Origin of the sequence: Aquicoccus sp. SU-CL01552, assembly GCF_040365005.1 — a bacterium.
Classification (GTDB): Bacteria; Pseudomonadota; Alphaproteobacteria; order Rhodobacterales; family Rhodobacteraceae; genus Antarcticimicrobium.
In genome coordinates this window covers 84,212-103,361 of record NZ_BAABWV010000008.1, presented here as the reverse complement: position 1 = coordinate 103,361, position 19,150 = coordinate 84,212, and the positions used below count along the sequence as shown (strand labels likewise).

Sequence of the window (19,150 nt, the reverse complement as noted above, 5' to 3'; positions counted from 1 at the left end):
CCCGATGAACTCTGCCATTCCAATGGGATCGATTTTCACCAATGATGCGCGTGGAGACCTGAGATTTTGGAGGTTTCCACCACTATTGGACACCCAGTTAGGGAAAATCTGCATGGACAGGATTGATCGCAAAATCATCCACGCGTTACAGCGCGACGGGCGCATGAAGATCGCCGAGCTGGCCGAGGCCGCCGGCCTCTCTCCCACGCCCTGCGCGCGGCGGTTGGAACGGCTGCAGGCCGAGGGGGTGATCACCGGCTTCGGCGCCCGGGTCGATGCCGAGAAACTGGGGCTGCCCGTCTCGGTCTTCGTCTCGGTCGAACTCAGCCGGCAGGACCGCGCCGCGATCGACGCCTTCGAACGCGCCATCGGGGCCTGCGACGAAGTGATGGAATGCTATTTGATGACCGGGTCGCGCGACGTGTTGCTGCGGGTGGTCTGCGCCGACCTGACCGCCTTCGACGCCTTTCTCGAAAACCGCTTGATGCAGATCCCCGGAATCCGCAACCTGCGCTCGAATTTCGCGTTGCGCACCATGGTGCGGCGGTCGGCCCTACCGATGCGCGGCTGACCGGGGCCGGATCGGGACTTGGCCGGAACCAACCGGGCGCGACATCCCGGGGGCTGGACCTTGCCCCGGCTTCTTTCTAACGTCCGCCCGAAGCAAGGAGAGCATCATGGCAACCGGCACCAACATCCGCACCTATTTCAACGGCACTTGGCACGACGGCGACACCCCGATCATGCGGGCCGCCGATCACGGCGCCTGGCTGGGTTCGGGGGTGTTCGACGGCGCGCGCTTCGTCGACGGGGTGATGCCCGACCTCGACGCCCATTGCGCCCGCGTCAACCGCTCGGCCGAGGCGCTGATGCTGACCCCCACGGTCGAGACCGCGCAGATGGTCGAGATCGTCAAGGAGGGGCTCGAGGCCTATGACAAGGGCGCGGCGGTCTACATCCGGCCGATGTACTGGGGCATCGACGGCGATGCCACCGCGATCATCCCGCAAAAGGACACGACCGGCTTTGCCGTCTGCCTGGAAGAGATCCCGATGGCCCCGCCCGAGGCCTGCGTGACACTGACCCGCACCCGGTTCCGCCGCCCGGTGCTCGAGGACGCGGTGGTCAACGCCAAGGCCGGCTGTCTTTATCCCAACAACGCGCGCATGCTGGCCGAGGCCCGCGCCAAGGGCTTCAACAACGCGCTGGTCGGCGACGCCATGGGCAATGTCGCCGAAACCGCCACCGCCAACGTCTTCATGGTCAAGGATGGCGAGGTGTTCACGCCGATCGCCAACGGCACCTTCCTGGCCGGGATCACCCGCGCGCGCCACATGAAGCACATGCGCGCCGACGGCATGACGGTGCATGAAACCGTGCTGAGCTTTGCCGATTTCGAGGCCGCCGACGAGATCTTCCTGTCCGGCAACATGAGCAAGGTGACCCCGGTCAGCGCCTTCGAGGAAAACCAGTACCAGATCGGCCCGGTCACCCGCCGCGTGCGCGAGATGTACTGGGACTGGGCCATGTCGGAAAGCTGACCGCCGCGAAGCCCGCGCTTGCCTGACCCCATCGGATCGGGCATCATCCGCGCGCAAGGAGACGCCCCCGATGCGCAAGTTTCTCGTCGTGCTCGACGACAGCCGCGAATGCCTGAACGCCATGCGGTTCGCCGCCATGCGCGCCGCCCATACCGGCGGCGGCGTGGCCATCCTCTCGGTGATCCCGCCGGAAGAGTTCAACCACTGGATCGGAGTCGGCGAGGTGATGCGCGAAGAGGCCCGCGAACGGATCCACGCCCATTTCGAGGTCTTCGCCAAGTGGATGCGCGACAAGCAGGGCGTCGACCCGGAGCTGATCATCCGCGAGGGCGAGCCGGTGGATGAGATCATCGAGCAGGTCCGAGAGGACTCCGAGATCGGCATCCTGGTGCTGGGCGCCGGCACCGGGCGCAAGGGTCCGGGGCCGCTTGTCACCCAGATGACGAAAAGCTCGGGCAGCCTGCCGATCCCGATCACCATCGTTCCGGGCGACCTGAGCAAGGAAAAGCTCGAGGCGATCACCTGAGCGATCTGGCCGCGCAGGGCACAGGTTAGAACCATTCCAAACCTTGACGCCTTGCGGCCGCAATCGCATATAGGGGACAACCAGCAAAGGTGCATACCAGATGTTTATCCAGACCGAATCGACCCCGAACCCGGCAACCCTGAAGTTCCTGCCCGGCCAGACCGTTCTGGAGGCCGGCACCGCCGATTTTGCCTCGGCCGAGGCGGCGAAAACCTCACCTCTGGCCAGCCGCATCTTTGCCGTCAACGGCGTCACGGGCGTGTTCTTCGGCAATGATTTCGTCACCGTCACCAAGACCGACGATGTCGAGTGGGACCACATCAAGCCGGCGATCCTGGGCGCGGTGATGGAGCATTTCCAGTCCGGCGCCCCGGTGATGGAGGGCGCGGGCGACCCCGCCTCGGGCCATGCCGAGTTCAGCGGCGAGGATTCCGAGATCGTCGGCCAGATCAAGGAACTTCTGGACAGCCGCGTGCGCCCCGCCGTGGCCCAGGACGGCGGCGACATCACCTTTCACGGCTTTGACCGCGGCGTCGTCTACCTGCACATGCAGGGCGCCTGCGCCGGCTGCCCCTCGTCCACGCTGACCCTGAAGATGGGTATCGAGAACCTGCTGCGCCACTACATTCCCGAAGTGGTCGAAGTGCGCCCGGTCTCGGTCTGACCGGGCGACCCGGGTCCATGGCACACGCCCCCCTGATCCTGTCGTTCGACACCTCGGCCGCGCATTGCGCGGCCGCCTTGCTGTCGGGCGAACGCCTCCTTGCCACGCGCGGCGAGGAGATGGGCCGCGGCCAGGCCGAACGGCTGTTCCCGATGCTCGAGGAGCTGCTGGCCGAGGCCGGCGTGACCTGGCGCGACCTGACCGCCATCGGCGTCGGCGTCGGCCCGGGCAATTTCACCGGCATCCGCATCGCGGTCTCTGCCGCGCGCGGCCTTGCGCTGGGTCTCGGCATTCCGGCGGTTGGGATCTCCAGCTTCGACGCCCTGCGCGAGGGGGCGGTGCCCCCTGTTCTCGCCACCGTGTCGGCCCCGCGCGGGGCGGTCTATCTCGATGCGCCGGACGCTTCGCCCCTGGGGCCGGTTCTGCCTGACGCGCTGGCCTCCGAGATCGCGGAAAGCGGGCTGGACGTGGTCGGCGCCGAGGCCGACACGCTGGCGCAGCTGACCGGTGGGCGTGCCCTATCCCCCGCCTATCCGCTGGCCGAGGCCATCGCGCGGGCCGCCGCGCGTCGGGCCGGGCCGGACCTACCCCGGCCCAAGCCGCTCTATGTCCGCCCCGCCGACGCCGCCCCCTCGCGCGAGGTGCCGCCGGTGCTGTTGGACGGATGACCGCCGCCCCGACGCCCGAGGCGATGGCCGAAACCCATGCCGCCGCCTTTGCCCCGTCGCGCCCCTGGCGACGCGAGGAATTCACCGATCTGCTAGCCACGCCCGGCTGTTTCGCCGTCGGCGATGCCGCCTGTTTCGCGCTGGTCCGTGTGATCGCCGGTGAGGCCGAACTGCTCACCATCGCCACCGACCCCGCGCACCGGCGGCAGGGGCTGGCCCGCGATCGCATGGCGGCATGGATGGACGCGGCCGTGACCCGTGGCGCGACCCGCGCCTTTCTCGAGGTGGCCGCCGACAACCCCGCGGCCCGGGCGCTCTACCACGCGACGGGATTCGCCGAGACCGGCAAACGCCCCGGTTATTATTCCCGGCCGGGCCTGCCCGCTTGCGATGCAGTGGTGATGTCGCGCGACCTGCCCTGAGGTCAGGACACCGAAACTTGAACCGTCTGGTCAAAAGCGGGTTGACCGACCGCGCGCGCTGCGGCCTAAATTGACGGGTCAGAATGATCGGCGCGCATCCATGCCCCCTGGGCCTGCCGCGCTCCGCAAGCAGAAAAATCAACGGGAGTATAACGATGACCCTCATGAAATCCCTGATGGGCGCCGCCGCCGCGATCGCCCTGAGCGCCGGGGCCGCATTGGCCGAACCGGCGCTGATCTTCGACCTGGGCGGCAAGTTCGACAAGAGCTTCAACGAGGCCGCCTTCAACGGGGCACAGCGTTGGGCCGACGAGACCGGCGGCAGCTTCCGCGAGATCGAACTGCAGTCCGAAGCCCAGCGCGAACAGGCACTGCGCCGCTTCGCCGAGGCCGGCGCCAACCCGATCATCACCATGGGCTTTGCCATGGCCGACCCGCTGAGCAGCGTCGCCCCCGACTATCCCGACACCAAGTTCGTGGTCGTCGACGTGACCTGGATCGAAGGCGACAACATCCGCCAGATCGGCTTTGCCGAGCATGAGGGCTCCTACCTTGTCGGCATGCTGGCCGCGATGGCCTCCAAGTCCGGCACCGTCGGCTTTGTCGGCGGCATGGACGTGCCGCTGATCCGCCACTTCGGCTGCGGCTATGCCCAGGGCGTCAAGGCGGTCAACCCGGACGCCAAGATCATCGCCAACATGACCGGCACCACCCCCGCCGCCTGGAACGACCCGGTCAAGGGCTCGGAACTGACCAAGGCGCAGATCAGCCAGGGCGCCGACGTGGTCTATGCCGCTGCCGGCGGCACCGGCGTGGGCGTGCTGCAGACCGCCGCCGACGAGGGGATCCTGTCGATCGGCGTCGACAGCAACCAGAACCACCTGCACCCGGGCAAGGTGCTGACCTCGATGCTGAAACGCGTCGACGTCGCCGTTTATGACGCGATGAAGGCCGGTGCCGACGTGGAAACCGGCGTCTTCGTTCTGGGCCTCGCCGAGGACGGTGTCGGCTATGCGCTGGATGACAACAACGCCGCGCTGATCACCCCGGAGATGAAAGCCACCGTGGACGCGGCCCGCGAAAAGATCATCGCCGGCGATCTCAAGGTCACCAGCTACTACGAAAACGACAGCTGCCCGGTCCTGGACTACTGATCCCGACCCGGAGCATCGACAAGCGGGCCGTGCGGATCGCACTGCACGGTCCGCGTTTTCAGTTGGGGGCCCAATGACCGGCACATCACCAGCCATCGAACTGCGCGGCATCTCCAAGGCGTTCGGCCCGGTGCAGGCCAACAAGGATATCTCGATCCGGGTGATGCCGGGCACGATCCACGGTATCATCGGTGAAAACGGCGCCGGAAAATCCACGCTGATGAGCATCCTTTACGGCTTTTACAAGGCCGACGCTGGCGAGGTCTTCGTTCACGGCCAAAAGACCGAGATCCCCGACAGCCAGGCCGCCATCGCCGCCGGCATCGGCATGGTGTTCCAGCATTTCAAGCTGGTCGAGAATTTCACCGTTCTGGAAAACGTCGTGCTGGGCGCCGAACAGGGGCGGCTTCTGCGCCCCTCGCTGGCGCGCGCGCGCAAGCTGCTCTCCGACCTTGCGACCGAGTACGAACTGAACGTCGACCCCGACGCCCGCATCGACCAGATCGGCGTCGGCATGCAGCAGCGGGTCGAGATCCTCAAGGCGCTTTACCGGCAGGCCGATATCCTGATCCTCGACGAGCCCACCGGCGTGCTGACCCCGGCCGAGGCCGACCACCTGTTCCGCATCCTCGACAACCTGCGCGCCGAGGGCAAGACCATCATCCTGATCACCCACAAGCTGCGCGAGATCATGGAGATCACCGACACCGTCAGCGTGATGCGGCGCGGCGAGATGACCGCAACGGTCAAGACCGGCGACACCAGCCCCGAGCAACTGGCCGAGCTGATGGTGGGCCGCAAGGTGCTGTTGCAGGTCGAAAAAGCGCCCGCGCGGCCCGGCAAGACGGTGCTTGAAGCCAGGAACCTGCGCGTGCAGGACAACAAGGGCGTCGAACGCGTCAAGGGCATCGACCTGAGCCTGCGCGCGGGCGAGATCCTCGGCATCGCGGGGGTGGCCGGCAACGGCCAGTCGGAACTGCTCGAGGTACTGGGCGGCATGCGGCCCGGCACCGGCAGCCTCACGCTCAACGGCACGCCGCTGCCGCTGGAGGGGGGCGGGGCCGACGGCCAGTCGCGCCGCGCCGCCGGGATCGCCCATGTCCCCGAGGACCGCCAGCGCGAGGGGCTGATCATGGAGTTCCACGCCTGGGAGAACACCGCCTTCGGCTATCACCACGACCCGGCGTTTCAACGTAACGCCCTGCTGATGGACAACGCCGCCCTGCAGCGCGACACGCAGGCCAAGATGGACAAGTTCGACGTCCGTCCACCCGATCCCTGGCTGACCGCCAAGAATTTCTCGGGTGGCAACCAGCAGAAGATCGTGGTGGCCCGCGAGATCGAGCGCAACCCCGACCTTTTGCTGGTGGGCCAGCCCACCCGCGGGGTGGACATCGGCGCGATCGAGTTCATTCACCGCCAGATCGTCGCCCTGCGCGACCAGGGGGCGGCGATCCTGCTGGTCAGTGTCGAGCTGGACGAGATCCTGTCGCTCTCGGACCGGATCGCGGTGATGTTCGACGGCCAGATGATGGGCGAACGCCTGCCCGCCGAAACCGACGAGACCGAGCTGGGCCTGCTGATGGCCGGCGTCTCGGGAGAGGCGGCGTGATGCGGACCCGGTTCGGCGCCCCAATCGAAGAGGTCCGTTGATGGACAAGATGCCAAAGTGGGCCGACGTGGTCCTGATCCCGCTGATCAGCCTGATCCTTGCCGCCGGGCTCTCGGCGCTGGTCATCCTTGCCATCGGCGAGGATCCGGTCGCGGCGGTCAAGCTGATGGTCGCCGGCGCGCTCGGCTCGACCTACGGCTGGGGCTATACGCTTTATTACGCCACCAACTTCATGTTCACCGGGCTGGCGGTCGCCGTCGCCTTTCACGCCCGGATGTTCAACATCGGTGGCGAAGGGCAGGCGATGCTGGGGGGCCTCGGCGTGGCCTTGATGTGCCTTTACATCCCCTGGCCGCACTGGTCGCTGGCGCTGATCGGGGCAACCGGGCTGGCGGCGCTGTTCGGCGCGGCCTGGGCGGCGATCCCCGCCTGGCTGCAGGCCAAACGCGGCAGCCATATCGTGATCACCACGATCATGTTCAACTTCATCGCCTCGGCGGTGCTGAACTACGTGCTGGTCAACCTGATGCGGCCAAAAGGCTCGATGGACCCGGCCACCGCGCGGTTCCCCGAGGCGGTGCACCTGCCCACCCTGCATGAGCTGCTGGCGCCCATCGGCATCAGCTTTTCCAAGGCGGCACCGGCCAATGTCAGCCTGCTGGTCGCCATCGCCGCCTGCGTGCTGGTCTGGCTGCTGATCTGGCGCACCCGGCTGGGCTACGAGATCCGCGCCTATGGCCATTCCGAGACCGGCGCGCTCTATGCCGGCATCTCACCGGTGCGGATCACCATGATCGCCATGCTGATCTCGGGCGGTCTGGCAGGTATGATGGCGATCAACAACGTGATGGGCGAGGCCGAACGGCTAGTTCTGAACGCGACCGAGGGCGCGGGTTTCATCGGCATCGCGGTGGCGCTGATGGGGCGCAGCCACCCGTTCGGCGTCTTTCTCGCCGCGATCCTGTTCGGCTTTCTCTACCAGGGCGGCGCCGAACTGGCGCTCTGGACGACGATCCCGCGCGAGCTGATCGTGGTGATCCAGGCGCTGGTGATCCTGTTCACCGGGGCGCTCGACAACATGGTGCGGATGCCGCTCGAAAAACTGTTCCTCAGCCTGCGGAAGGGGCGCGCGTGATGGATTTCCTGACGCTCATCCAGGTGTTCGACAGCACCATCCGGCTGTCTACGCCGCTGCTGCTGGCCTGCCTTGCCGGCCTGTTCTCGGAACGTGCCGGGATCTTCGACATCGGGCTCGAGGGCAAGATGCTGATGGCGGCCTTCTTCTCGGCGGCGATCGCCTCGGTCACCGGCTCGGTCTGGCTGGGGCTGCTGGCGGGCATCGCCTCGTCCATGGTGCTGGCCGGGTTGCACGGGCTGGCCTCGATCACCTTTCGCGGCAACCAGCTGATTTCCGGCGTGGCGATCAATTTTCTCGCCTCGGGCATGACCGTGCTGATCGCGCAGGACTGGTTCCGCCAGGGCGGGCGCACCCCCTCGCTGTTCGGACAAGGCCGGTTTCCCGGCCTGGAGTTTCCCGGCGCCATCGGCCCGGCCGACGCCGAGACCACCGGCCGCCCGGTCTCGGACCTGATCGCCGAGGCCAGTCCCCTGCACCAGGTCTATTCCGACCTGATCTCGGGGCACTCGATCCTGGTCTATGCCGCCTTTCTGGCGGTGCCGGCGACCTGGTGGGTGCTGTTCCGCACCCGCTTCGGCCTGCGCCTGCGCGCGGTCGGCGAGAACCCGGCGGCGGTCGATACCTCCGGTGTCTCGGTGGTCGGGCTGCGCTATGCCGCGGTGGCGATCTGCGGGCTGCTCTGCGGCATCGCCGGGGCCTACCTGGCCACCGCGCTCCAGGCCGGTTTCGTCAAAGAAATGACCGCCGGGCGCGGCTTCATCGCGCTGGCCGCGCTGATCTTTGCCAAGTGGCGGCCCTGGCACGCGATGTGGGCCTGCCTGTTGTTCGGGTTCCTGCAGGCGGTGGCGCTGCGCTATCAGAACATCGACATCGGCGGTGTGGTGATCCCGGTGCAGGTGATGGACGCCCTGCCCTATATCCTCACCGTCGTCATCCTGGCGGGCTTCGTGGGCAAGGCGATTCCGCCGCGCGCCGGGGGCGAACCCTATGTGAAGGAACGCTGACCGCGGCGCATTGCGGCAGCCTGGCAGATTGACCCGGCATCTTGCAGAGGACTAACAGGGACCATGCATATCTATCTGCCAATCGCCGAAGTCTCCGTGAATGCATACGTGCTTCTGGGTCTGGGCGGGCTGATCGGGATGCTGTCGGGCATGTTCGGGGTCGGTGGCGGGTTCCTGATCACGCCGCTCCTGTTCTTCATCGGCGTGCCCCCCGCGGTGGCCGTGGCCACCGGCGCCAACCAGATCGTGGCGACCTCCTTCTCGGCGGTCCTCGCCCATTTCCGGCGCCGCACGGTCGACCTGGCCATGGGGTCGGTGCTGCTGGTCGGCGGGCTGGCCGGATCGGGGTTGGGCGTCTTCGTGTTCAACTATCTCAAGAGCCTGGGCCAGGTCGATCTGCTGGTGCAGCTGTGCTACGTGGTCTTCCTCGGCGTCGTCGGCGCGCTGATGTTCATCGAGAGCCTGAATGCCCTGCGCAAGGCGCGCAACAAGGCCCGCAATCCCGACACCGCCCCCAAGCGCAAGCGCCCCGCGCGCACCTGGGTCCATGCGCTGCCGTTCAAGGTGCGCTTTCGCACCTCGGGTCAGTACATGTCGGTGATCCCGCCGCTGCTGGTCGGGTTGGCGGTGGGGGTGTTGTCGGCGGTGATGGGGGTCGGCGGCGGCTTCATCATGGTGCCGGCGATGATCTATATCCTCGGCATGCCGACCAAGGTGGTTGTCGGCACCTCGCTGTTCCAGATCCTCTTCGTCACCGCCTTCACCACCATGCTGCATGCCACCACCAACCAGACGGTGGATACCGTCCTGGCGGTCTATCTGATCCTGGGCGGCGTGCTGGGGGCACAGATCGGGGCCCAGATCGGGCTGCGGCTCAAGGCCGAGCAGTTGCGCGTGCTGCTGGCGGGGCTGGTGCTGGCGGTTTGCGGCAAGATCGCGCTGGATCTTCTGCTCCAGCCGGCCGAGCTGTTCGCGCTGTCTGAACCCGGCCGCCATTGAGGCCCCGGCGTCACTCTGACGTTCACCTCTCCGCGTTAGCGCGGTTTTCAGCTTTGATCGGCAAGAAAACCGGGGTTAGATAGTTCCATGCAAATTTACCTGCCAATCGCCGAGACTTCGGTCAGCGCCCTTGTTCTTCTCGGGCTCGGCGGTCTGGTGGGCATACTCTCGGGCATGTTCGGGGTCGGCGGCGGGTTCCTGATGACACCGCTGTTGTTCTTTATCGGCATCCCCCCCGCCGTGGCCGTGGCGACCGAGGCCAACCAGATCGTCGCCTCCTCGTTCTCCGGCGTGCTCGCGCATTTCCGACGGCGAACCGTCGACATAAAGATGGGCCTGGTGCTGCAACTCGGCGGGCTGATCGGCGCGGCCTTCGGGGTGCTGGTGTTCAACTATCTCAAGAGCCTCGGCCAGGTCGATCTGCTGGTGCGGCTGTGCTACGTGGTATTTCTCGGCGTCGTTGGCGGGCTAATGTTCATGGAAAGCCTGCAGGCCCTGCGCAAGGCCCGCAGGGCCACGGGCGGCTCGGCGCCGAAGCGACGCCAGCGCAGCTGGGTCCACGCGCTGCCGTTCAAGATGCGGTTTCGCACCTCGGGCCTTTATATCTCGGTGATCCCGCCGATCTGCGTCGGCATCCTCGTGGGCATCCTGGCCGCGATCATGGGGGTCGGCGGCGGCTTCATCATGGTGCCGGCGATGATCTATATCCTCGGCATGCCGACCAAGGTGGTGGTCGGCACCTCGCTGTTCCAGATCATCCTGGTCACCGCCTTCACCACCATGCTGCACGCCACCACCAACTTTACCGTCGATATCGTGCTGGCGGTGCTGCTGCTGGTGGGCGGCGTCGTGGGGGCACAGATTGGCACCCAGATCGGGCTGCGCCTCAAGGCCGAGCAACTGCGCATCCTGCTGGCGCTGATGGTCCTGGTGGTCTGCGGCAAGCTGGCCGCGGATCTTCTGCTGCAACCGTCCGAGCTTTATACCCTCGGGCCGGCCGGGGGGCACTGAGCGATGCGCTTCCTTGCCCTCCTGTTCGCCCTGCTGCTGACGCCGCTTTCGGCTCTTGCCACCGGCGAAGAGGTTGTGCTCGGCCTGTCCAGCGACCGGGTCTCGATCACCACCAGCTTCGACGGCTCGGAGATCCTGATCTTCGGCGCGGTCAAGCGGGAAACCCCGATCCCCGAGGACCCGCTGGAGATCATCATCACCATCGCCGGCCCCTCGAACCCGGTGGTGGTGCGGCGCAAGGCCAACCGGTTCGGCATCTGGGTCAACGCCGAGGCGATCGAGGTCGATGCCGCCCCCTCGTTCTATGCGGTGGCCACCACCGGCGCGTGGAACGACGTCCTGTCCGACACCGAGGACCTGCGCCACAAGATCAGCATCGGCCGGGCGATCCGGTCGGTCGGTGCCCCGATGGAAATCCGCGACGCCCCCGAATTCACCGAGGCGCTGATCCGCATCCGCCGCAACGCCGACCTCTACCAGATGCTCGAGGGCAAGATCGTGCTGGACGAACAGACCCTGTTCCGCACCGCCATCAAGATGCCTGCCGACCTGATCGAGGGCGCCTATGCCACGCGGATCTTTCTCACCCGGCAAGGCGAGGTCATCAGCCAATACGAAACCACCATCGACGTGCGCAAGGTCGGGCTGGAACGCTGGCTGTTCGTGCTGTCGCGGCAGCAACCGGTGCTGTACGGGCTGATGTCACTGGCCATCGCCATCATCGCCGGCTGGGGGGCCTCGGCGGCCTTCACCGCGCTCAGGAACCGTTGATCCCGGGTCTCAGCCGCGCCCAATATAGGGCATCTTGGTCGCCATCACGGTCATGAACTGCACGTTCGCCTCCAGCGGCAGGCTGGCCATGTGCAGCACCGATTTTGCCGCGTCCTCAACCGCCATCGTATCCATTGGCGGCGCGTCCGGGGCCTCGGCCTGCTGGCGCTCGGCCAGCTCGGCCACCATCGGCGTGCGTGCGTTGCCGATGTCGATCTGCCCGCAGGCGATGTCAAAGGGCCGCCCGTCCAGCGACAGGCTGCGGGTCAGCCCGGTGATCGCGTGCTTGGTCGCTGCGTAGGGCACCGAATGCGGCCGCGGCACATGGGCGGCGATCGAGCCGTTGTTGATGATGCGCCCGCCCTGCGGGTCTTGCGACCGCATCGCCGCGAAAGCCGACCGCGCGGACAGGAACATGCCGTTGAGGTTCACGTTGACCGCGCGGAACCAGTCGTCCAGTGCGATCTCGTCGATGGTTCCGGCGGGCGTGAAGATACCGGCGTTGTTGAACAGCACATCAAGCCGCCCGGCGGTTGCGATAAAGCTGTCAAAGGCCGCCTCGACCTCCGCCGGGTCGGTGACATCGGCCGGCAGCACCACCGCGCCCGCCTGCCCCGCCGCGACCTGTTCCAACGCCTCGGCGCGGCGTGCCAGCAGGCCCACCCGCCAGCCCTCGCGCAGGAACAATTCGGCGGTGGCGCGACCGATGCCGGAACTGGCGCCGGTGATCAGGATGCTCTTCATGTCTCCTCCACCTGCAATTCGAGCGGCGCCGGGGCGGCCGCGCGCAAATCGTCCACCCGCAGCGGATAGGTCGGTTTCGACAGCCGGTTGCGCACCACCCAGATCAGCCGCTCCTGCGCCCGGGTGATCGCCACATAGGCCAGCCGTTTCCATAGCGGCTGGCCCGCCTCGACCCGGCCCATGCGCGCGGCGGCATAGAGATCAGGGGCAAATACCTGCACCGTGTCCCACTGGCTGCCCTGCGCCTTGTGGATGGTAACCGCCGCCCCGTGCAGAAAGGTCGCCCCCATCCGCGCCGCGAAGGGAATGAACGGCTCTTCCTCATCCGGCTTCTCGATCTTGATGATCGAGGCGGCGCTGACCTGCGGGTCCTCGGCCCCGATCACGTGCAGGCGCGAAAACCCCGGTTTGCGCCCGGCGCCAAGATAGATCACCTGCGCGCCCTTGATCAGGCCGCGCGCCTCGAGATCCAGCCGTTTCTTGCGGTGTTTCAGCGGCAGTTCGATCCCGTCGCAGATCAGCGGCTCGCCCGCCAGAAGGTCATCCTCCGGCGCGCCATGTACCGACCGAAAGGCGGTGATCAGCCGGATGCGGGTGGCGTTGCGCCAGACCAGTACCGGGCTGCGCGCCATCAGGTCGACCTCGACCCGTTGGCCCCAGACCACCCGGTCGTCCTGCCGGGCCTTGTCCTCGACCATGCGCTCGAAATCCTCGAACCCCAGCTGCGGGTCGGCCAGTGCGTGCGCCAGGTCGAGGATCGGGTTGTCCGCCTCTTGCCGGTGAATGCGGTGCAACTCCAGCTTGCGGCCCTCGGGCATCGTGTCAAAGACCATGGCGCCCGATTGGTTCACCGGCGCCAGCTGCGCCGGGTCTCCGAACAGCAGCAGGTTGGGAAAGATCTCCTTCAGGTCATTGAACTGGCGATCGTCCAGCATCGAGGCCTCGTCGACGAACCCGATGTCCAGCGGATCCTCGCGCCGTTTCCAGCCGGTGATGAAATCCGATCCGCGCAATCCGGCAGCGGCCAGCGCGCCCGGGATCGACTTGTTGTTCTGGTAGAACGCATGCGCCCGGTCCAGCGCCGCGTCGCTCAGCCCCTCGATCTCGGGCCGTTCGCCGTTCCCGGCCAGCCATTCGGCGATGCGCTCGTACTCCGGGTCATAGACCGGGGTATAGAGAATGCGGTGAATGGTGGTTGCCGGAACACCGCGAAACCGCAGGACGCTGGCCGCCTTGTTGGTCGGCGCCAGGATCGCCAGCGTGCGCCGGTCGCGCCGCTTGCGCCCCTCGTAATCGCCTGAAACCACATCGACGCCGGCCTCTTCCAGCGCCTTGTAAAGTTCGGCCAGGAGCAATGTCTTGCCCGAGCCCGCCTTGCCGATCAACGCCATCACCCCGGCGCCCTTGTCCGTCGGCGGAGCCAGCGTGCCGTCGTCGAGATCGACCCCGGCCCCGCGCAGCATCTCGGCCACGCTGTCATAGGCGGTGGCCTGGTCGTCGGAAAAGGTGATGGTCATCTCGGTCATGGCGCGACCCTATCGCGCCACCCCCGCCTGCGCCAGACAGAAGCCGCCGCGCTGCGCCGCCTAATCCGCACCGGCGTCGCTTTGCTCAACCTTCTCGTCACATGTGTCACCGTCGTTCTCGGCCAGTTCGCTGCAGGCGATTTCGAAGGCCTGCCCCAGGTGCTGCTCCAGTCGGCGCAGGTCGTTGTCGGATGCATAGGCTCGCAAATCCTGCAAAACAGCCAGAATCCAATGCATTCGGGTCATAATGATACTCGTTAGAGGATTTTATCGGCCAGATCATAACAACCTGAAGCGTAATTTTTAAAGCCCCATCTTGACAAAACGGCATAAGAAAGGCCCCGCGATGCGTTAACGCCGCGGGGCCCAATTGTTTCAAAATGAAATTACTTCTGGCCGGCTTCGAGCACCTCTTCAAAAGTGCGCAACCCGGTCTGCGGCGATTGCACCAGCACCGACATGTTGCCCGGCTTGTGCTCGTTGCGCAGCATCTTCATGTGTGCCAGGGGCAGGTCGTCCCAGGTGAACACCTCGGACATGCAGGGATCAATCCGCCGCTCCAGCATCAGCCGGTTGGCCGAGGCCGCCTGCTTGAGATGCGCGAAATGCGACCCCTGCAGGCGCTTCTGGTGCATCCACATGTAGCGAACGTCAAAAGTACAGTTGAACCCCGAGGTGCCGGCGCAGATCACAACCATGCCGCCCTTCTTGCAGACCAGCGACGACACCGGGAAGGTCGCCTCTCCGGGATGCTCGAACACCATGTCGACGCTCACGCCCTTGCCGGTGATCTCCCAGATCGCCTTGCCGAACTTGCGCGCCTCTTTCAGCCAGGTGTTGTATTCCGGCGTATTGACCGTGGGCAGCCGCCCCCAGCAATTGAAATCCTTGCGGTTGATCACCCCCTTGGCACCAAGGTCGAGGACGAACTGGCGCTTGTCCTCGTCGCTGATCACGCCGATCGCGTTGGCGCCGGCGGTATTGATCAACTGGATCGCAAAGGAGCCCAGCCCGCCCGAAGCGCCCCAGACCAGAACGTTCTGGCCCGGCTTCAGATCATGCGGGTGATGGCCGAACAGCATCCGGTACGCGGTGGCCAGCGTCAGCGTGTAACAGGCGCTTTCCTCCCAGGTCAGGTGCTTGGGACGCGGCATCAACTGCTGCGACTGCACCCGGGTGAACTGCCCGAACGAGCCATCCGGGGTCTCATAGCCCCAGATCCGCTGGCTGGACGAGAACATCGGGTCGCCGCCGTTGCATTCCTCGTCGTCGCCGTCATCCTGGTTGCAGTGGACCACCACCTCGTCGCCGACCTTCCAGCGTTTGACCTTGTCACCAACCGCCCAGACGATACCGGCGGCGTCAGAGCCGGCGATATGATAGGGCTGCTTGTGGCCGTCGAACGGGCTGACCGGCTGGCCCAGCGCGGCCCAGACACCATTATAGTTGACGCCCGCCGCCATCACCATGACCAGCACCTCGTTGCTGTCCAGCGTCGGGGTGTCCACGACTTCAAGCTGCATCGCGCTGTCAGGATCGCCATGGCGTTCCTTGCGGATGGCCCAAGCATACATCTGCTTGGGCACATGCCCCAGGGGAGGCATTTCCCCCATCTCGTAGAGATCTTTTTCAGGCGCCTCGTACGGCGCGATACCGCCGTTGGTGTCCAAAGCCATGATGGCCTCCTTCTACATCCCTTGTGCCGCGATGCAGAATCGCGGCTCTCTGGATGGGATATGAATAGCCGCGCAACAATGCAATAGTGTTTTGTCCGATTTTGTAATTTTATGACCCTGCGAACGCAGAAACCTCTTCGCACTCGCAGAATGCCCTAACCTTCGGCCGGCATCAGATGGCGGATCGAGTTGGCGTAGAATTGCAACAGGTCGCCCCCCTGCGGATCGGGGGCATAGCGCCCCTGCTCCGATCGGATGGCGCCCTGTTCGCAAAGCGCGCGCAACCCGGCCTCGGTCGCGGCATGCGGGTCGGCCGCGAACCGGCCCACGGTCGAGGCCGGCAGCGTCGACAAGGCGGCGCGGGCCCGGGCATCGACTTCGGCCCGGGTCATGGTCCCGTAGGTAAGCATCAACCAGGCCACCAGCGGCACCGGCAGCACCGGAACCCCGTCGGCGATCCGCCGCATCAGCGTTTCGGCCAACCGGTCGGTCACATCGCCCTCGCCCTTGGCCTGCAACGCGGCCAGCGACAGCGGCGCGCCAAAGGTGACCACCGCCTCGCCAAAGCGACGGTACCGCCCGGTGGCCCACAACCCGAGCTGTCGCAACACATGGCGCGCGATCACCCCGATCCGGGCATTGAACCGCCGCCCGGTCCCCTTGTCCGCCGAGATCAGGATGCGATCCTCCAACACCCGGTCGTAGTTCAGCGCCACCGGCACGAACACCACGTCGCGCCCGTCGGGATCGAACCCGGCGGCGATGTATTTCAACAGCCCCAGTTTCGGCGGCATCAGCGCCCCGGTCAGGCTCAGCCCGCCCTCGGGGAACATCGCCTGGGTCACCCCGGCATCGGTGGCCAGTCGCACGTAACAGGCCAGCACCGCGCGATAGAGGTCGTTGCGCGACCGGCGCCGGATGAAATATGCCCCCATCGCCCGGATCAACCGGCTCAACGGCCAAACCTGCGCCCATTCCCCCACCGCGTAAGACAGCGCCGAGCGCTCCGCCGCCAGATAGGTGACCAGCACGTAATCCATGTTGCTGCGGTGGTTCATCACGAACACCACCGTCGCCTCCCGGTCGATGGCACGCAGCGCCGGTTCGTCCAGCTGCCGCAGCCGCACGTGATACAACGCATTGCTCAGGAACCGCGCTGCCCGGATCGCGACCCCGAAATAAAGCGAGGCGGAGAACGACGGCACGATCTCGCGCGCATAGCGGCGGGCCTGCTGGAACGCCACGTTCTCGGGGATACCCTCGGCCCGGGCATGATCGGCGATCGCCTGGCTGACCTGCGGGTTGTAGATGATCCGCTGGATCATGTCGTACCGGCGGGTCAGCTTGAACGGCTGGATCGGCTGATCCAACCGCTCGTTCAGCCGCGCCACCGCCCGCTCCAGCCGCCGCCGAAAGAACCAGCGCACCGAGGGAAACAGGAAATGCGAGGCGAAGGTCACCGCCGCGAACAGCAGGATCAGCGCAAACAGCCACAACGGAAGTTCGACGGTCTTGGTCATGTGCAAGCCTTGCCGCAACCCGGCCCGGCGGGAAAGAGGCCCCGTGCACAACACGCCGGCACATGCGCCCCCGCCGCAACGCAGGACCAGCCGTAAACTCGATGCCGCGACGCAGCGAATTGACATGCGTCGATAATTGCGATTTAGAACGGAAAAGCGAAATATTCTTGCGGCCCCGACCAAAGAGGTTCCCGATGACCCAGACCCAGAAAGACCGCCCCTGGCTGATCCGCACCTATGCCGGCCATTCCACCGCCCAGGCCTCCAACGCGCTGTATCGCGGCAACTTGGCCAAGGGTCAGACCGGGCTCTCGGTGGCCTTCGATCTGCCGACCCAGACCGGCTATGACAGCGACCACACCCTGGCGCGCGGCGAAGTCGGCAAGGTCGGCGTGCCGGTCTGCCATCTTGGCGACATGCGGATGCTGTTCGACCAGATCCCGCTGGAACAGATGAACACCTCGATGACGATCAACGCCACCGCACCGTGGTTGCTGGCGCTCTATATCGCGGTGGCCGAGGAACAGGGCGCGGATGTCGCCAAGCTGCAAGGCACGGTGCAAAACGACCTGATCAAGGAATACCTGTCGCGCGGCACCTATGTCTGCCCGCCGAAACCGTCGCTGAAAATGATCGCCGACGTGGCCGAATACTGCTACTCTAACGTGCCCAAATGGAACCCGATGAACGTGTGTTCCTATCACCTGCAAGAGGCCGGGGCCACGCCCGAGCAGGAATTGGCCTTTGCGCTGGCCACCGCCATTGCCGTTCTGGACGAGTTGCGCCCGCGCGTACCCGAGGGTGATTTCCCGGCCCTGGTCGGACGCATTTCCTTTTTCGTGAACGCGGGCATCCGATTCGTCACCGAAATGTGCAAGATGCGCGCCTTCGTCGATCTCTGGGACGAGATCTGCGAAACCCGCTACGGTGTGAGCGATCCGAAATTCCGCCGCTTTCGCTATGGGGTTCAAGTCAACTCGCTGGGGCTGACTGAACAGCAGCCCGAAAACAACGTCTATCGCATTCTCATCGAAATGTTGGCGGTCACCCTTTCGAAAAAGGCACGCGCGCGGGCCGTGCAGCTCCCCGCCTGGAACGAGGCGCTGGGCCTGCCTCGCCCCTGGGACCAGCAATGGTCGATGCGCATGCAGCAGATCCTCGCCTTTGAAACCGATCTTCTGGAATATGACGACCTGTTCGACAACAATCCGGCCGTGGATGCCAAGGTCGAGGAATTGAAACAGGGCGCACGCGCGGAATTGGCCAATCTCGACAGCATGGGCGGCGCGATCCAGGCGATCGACTACATGAAATCGCGTCTGGTGGATTCAAATGCCGAACGGCTGAACCGGATCGAGGCCGGCGAAACCGTGGTCGTCGGTGTCAACAAGTTTACCACCACCGAACCCTCGCCCCTGATGAGCGCCGACGGCGGCATCATGACCGTCGATCCCGCCGTCGAGCAGGAACAGATCGACCGCCTGAACGCCTGGCGCGCCGAGCGCGACGAACCCGCCGTGCAGGCCGCGCTCACCGCCCTGCGTCAGGCCGCGCGCGAGGGACGCAACATCATGGAACCCTCGATCGCGGCCGCCCGGGCCGGTGCCACCACCGGCGAATGGGCCGAACAGATGCGCGCCGTGCACGGAACCTATCGCGGACCCACCGGGGTCTCCGGTTCAGTCTCGAACAAGACCGAGGGGCTCGACGAGTTGCGCGCCGCCGTCGACGCGGTCAGCGATCGCCTGGGCCGCCGGTTGAAATTCCTGGTCGGAAAGCCCGGGCTCGACGGCCATTCCAATGGCGCCGAACAGATCGCCTTCCGCGCCCGAGATTGCGGAATGGACATCTCTTACGAGGGGATTCGCCTGACACCCCAGGAAATCGTCGATAAGGCGATCGAGGAAAACGCCCATGTCGTCGGCCTTTCCATCCTCTCCGGCAGCCACATTCCCCTTGTCGAAGACGTGATGATTCGCATGAAAGACGCCGGATTGACCCATATCCCGGTGATCGTCGGCGGCATCATTCCCGAGGATGACGCCGAAAAATTGCGCGAAATGGGCGTGGCAAAAATCTATACGCCAAAGGATTTCGAGCTGAATACGATAATGGGGGATATCGTATTGCTGGTCGATCCGGAAAAAATCGCGGCAGAATAGAAACTCCACCTT

19 protein-coding genes are annotated in these 19,150 nt (G+C 65.6%); 14 read left to right on the top strand and 5 right to left on the bottom strand.

The genetic code is table 11. From position 1 onward, the window contains the following. Positions 1-112 precede the first annotated feature (112 nt). The 13 genes from ABWV23_RS11020 (at position 113) to ABWV23_RS10960 (ending at position 11,510) form a co-directional block, all read left to right on the top strand. Complete coding sequence (locus ABWV23_RS11020) at positions 113-571, top strand: Lrp/AsnC family transcriptional regulator (protein WP_353347629.1); 459 nt, start codon at positions 113-115, stop codon at positions 569-571. 106 nt (positions 572-677) lie between these two features. Next, the gene (locus ABWV23_RS11015) at positions 678-1,541 is read left to right on the top strand and encodes a branched-chain amino acid aminotransferase (protein WP_353347627.1); all 864 of its coding nucleotides are present in this window, start codon (positions 678-680) and stop codon (positions 1,539-1,541) included. Positions 1,542-1,611: 70 nt separating this feature from the next. After that, positions 1,612-2,067: a universal stress protein gene (locus ABWV23_RS11010; RefSeq protein ID WP_353347625.1), complete on the top strand. Its 456-nt coding sequence runs from the start codon at positions 1,612-1,614 to the stop codon at positions 2,065-2,067. 100 nt (positions 2,068-2,167) lie between these two features. Next, positions 2,168-2,731, top strand: coding sequence for a NifU family protein (locus tag ABWV23_RS11005; protein ID WP_353347623.1), 564 nt, complete (start codon positions 2,168-2,170; stop codon positions 2,729-2,731). 17 nt (positions 2,732-2,748) lie between these two features. Next, entirely contained in the window at positions 2,749-3,399 is a 651-nt protein-coding gene (gene tsaB / locus ABWV23_RS11000) for a tRNA (adenosine(37)-N6)-threonylcarbamoyltransferase complex dimerization subunit type 1 TsaB (RefSeq protein ID WP_353347621.1), read from the top strand. After that, on the top strand, positions 3,396-3,821 hold the full coding sequence (locus tag ABWV23_RS10995) for a GNAT family N-acetyltransferase (protein ID WP_353347619.1): 426 nt from the start codon (positions 3,396-3,398) through the stop codon (positions 3,819-3,821). The genes tsaB and ABWV23_RS10995 overlap by 4 nt, the downstream gene beginning before the upstream one ends. 155 nt (positions 3,822-3,976) lie before the next feature. Further along, a complete protein-coding gene (locus tag ABWV23_RS10990; RefSeq protein ID WP_353347617.1) occupies positions 3,977-4,975 on the top strand; it encodes a BMP family lipoprotein in 999 nt (332 codons plus the stop codon). 73 nt (positions 4,976-5,048) lie between these two features. After that, positions 5,049-6,587, top strand: a complete 1,539-nt coding sequence (locus ABWV23_RS10985) for an ABC transporter ATP-binding protein (protein WP_353347615.1) — start codon at positions 5,049-5,051, stop codon at positions 6,585-6,587. 40 nt (positions 6,588-6,627) lie between these two features. Further along, on the top strand, positions 6,628-7,722 hold the full coding sequence (locus tag ABWV23_RS10980) for an ABC transporter permease (RefSeq protein ID WP_353347613.1): 1,095 nt from the start codon (positions 6,628-6,630) through the stop codon (positions 7,720-7,722). Further along, positions 7,722-8,729 carry an ABC transporter permease gene (locus ABWV23_RS10975; RefSeq protein WP_353347611.1) on the top strand — a complete coding sequence of 336 codons (1,008 nt, stop codon included), beginning with the start codon at positions 7,722-7,724 and terminating at the stop codon, positions 8,727-8,729. The genes ABWV23_RS10980 and ABWV23_RS10975 overlap by 1 nt, the downstream gene beginning before the upstream one ends. A gap of 63 nt (positions 8,730-8,792) precedes the next feature. Beyond that, positions 8,793-9,728, top strand: a complete 936-nt coding sequence (locus tag ABWV23_RS10970) for a sulfite exporter TauE/SafE family protein (RefSeq protein WP_353347609.1) — start codon at positions 8,793-8,795, stop codon at positions 9,726-9,728. 87 nt (positions 9,729-9,815) lie between these two features. Beyond that, positions 9,816-10,739 (top strand): sulfite exporter TauE/SafE family protein, encoded by a 924-nt coding sequence (locus ABWV23_RS10965; protein ID WP_353347607.1) that lies wholly within the window; start codon positions 9,816-9,818, stop codon positions 10,737-10,739. Positions 10,740-10,742: 3 nt separating this feature from the next. Then, on the top strand, positions 10,743-11,510 hold the full coding sequence (locus ABWV23_RS10960) for a TIGR02186 family protein (RefSeq protein WP_353347605.1): 768 nt from the start codon (positions 10,743-10,745) through the stop codon (positions 11,508-11,510). A 9-nt stretch (positions 11,511-11,519) separates the two neighbouring features. Here ABWV23_RS10960 and ABWV23_RS10955 read toward each other — a convergent pair whose 3' ends face one another. The 5 genes from ABWV23_RS10955 to ABWV23_RS10935 form a co-directional block, all read right to left on the bottom strand. Further along, positions 11,520-12,254: an SDR family oxidoreductase gene (locus ABWV23_RS10955; RefSeq protein ID WP_353347603.1), complete on the bottom strand. Its 735-nt coding sequence runs from the start codon at positions 12,252-12,254 to the stop codon at positions 11,520-11,522. Then, positions 12,251-13,780 carry an ATP-dependent DNA helicase gene (locus tag ABWV23_RS10950; RefSeq protein WP_353347601.1) on the bottom strand — a complete coding sequence of 510 codons (1,530 nt, stop codon included), beginning with the start codon at positions 13,778-13,780 and terminating at the stop codon, positions 12,251-12,253. Before ABWV23_RS10950 ends, ABWV23_RS10955 begins: the two co-directional genes overlap by 4 nt. A gap of 60 nt (positions 13,781-13,840) precedes the next feature. Next, complete coding sequence (locus ABWV23_RS10945) at positions 13,841-14,017, bottom strand: hypothetical protein (RefSeq protein ID WP_353347599.1); 177 nt, start codon at positions 14,015-14,017, stop codon at positions 13,841-13,843. 149 nt (positions 14,018-14,166) lie between these two features. Then, entirely contained in the window at positions 14,167-15,456 is a 1,290-nt protein-coding gene (ccrA, locus tag ABWV23_RS10940; protein ID WP_353347597.1) for a crotonyl-CoA carboxylase/reductase, read from the bottom strand. 155 nt (positions 15,457-15,611) lie between these two features. Next, a complete protein-coding gene (locus ABWV23_RS10935; protein ID WP_353347595.1) occupies positions 15,612-16,976 on the bottom strand; it encodes a 1-acyl-sn-glycerol-3-phosphate acyltransferase in 1,365 nt (454 codons plus the stop codon). Positions 16,977-17,170: 194 nt separating this feature from the next. On the opposite strand from ABWV23_RS10935, the gene ABWV23_RS10930 reads away from it, so the two are divergent. Continuing rightward, positions 17,171-19,138, top strand: a complete 1,968-nt coding sequence (locus ABWV23_RS10930; protein WP_353347593.1) for a methylmalonyl-CoA mutase family protein — start codon at positions 17,171-17,173, stop codon at positions 19,136-19,138. The last annotated feature ends 12 nt before the right edge of the window (positions 19,139-19,150 follow it).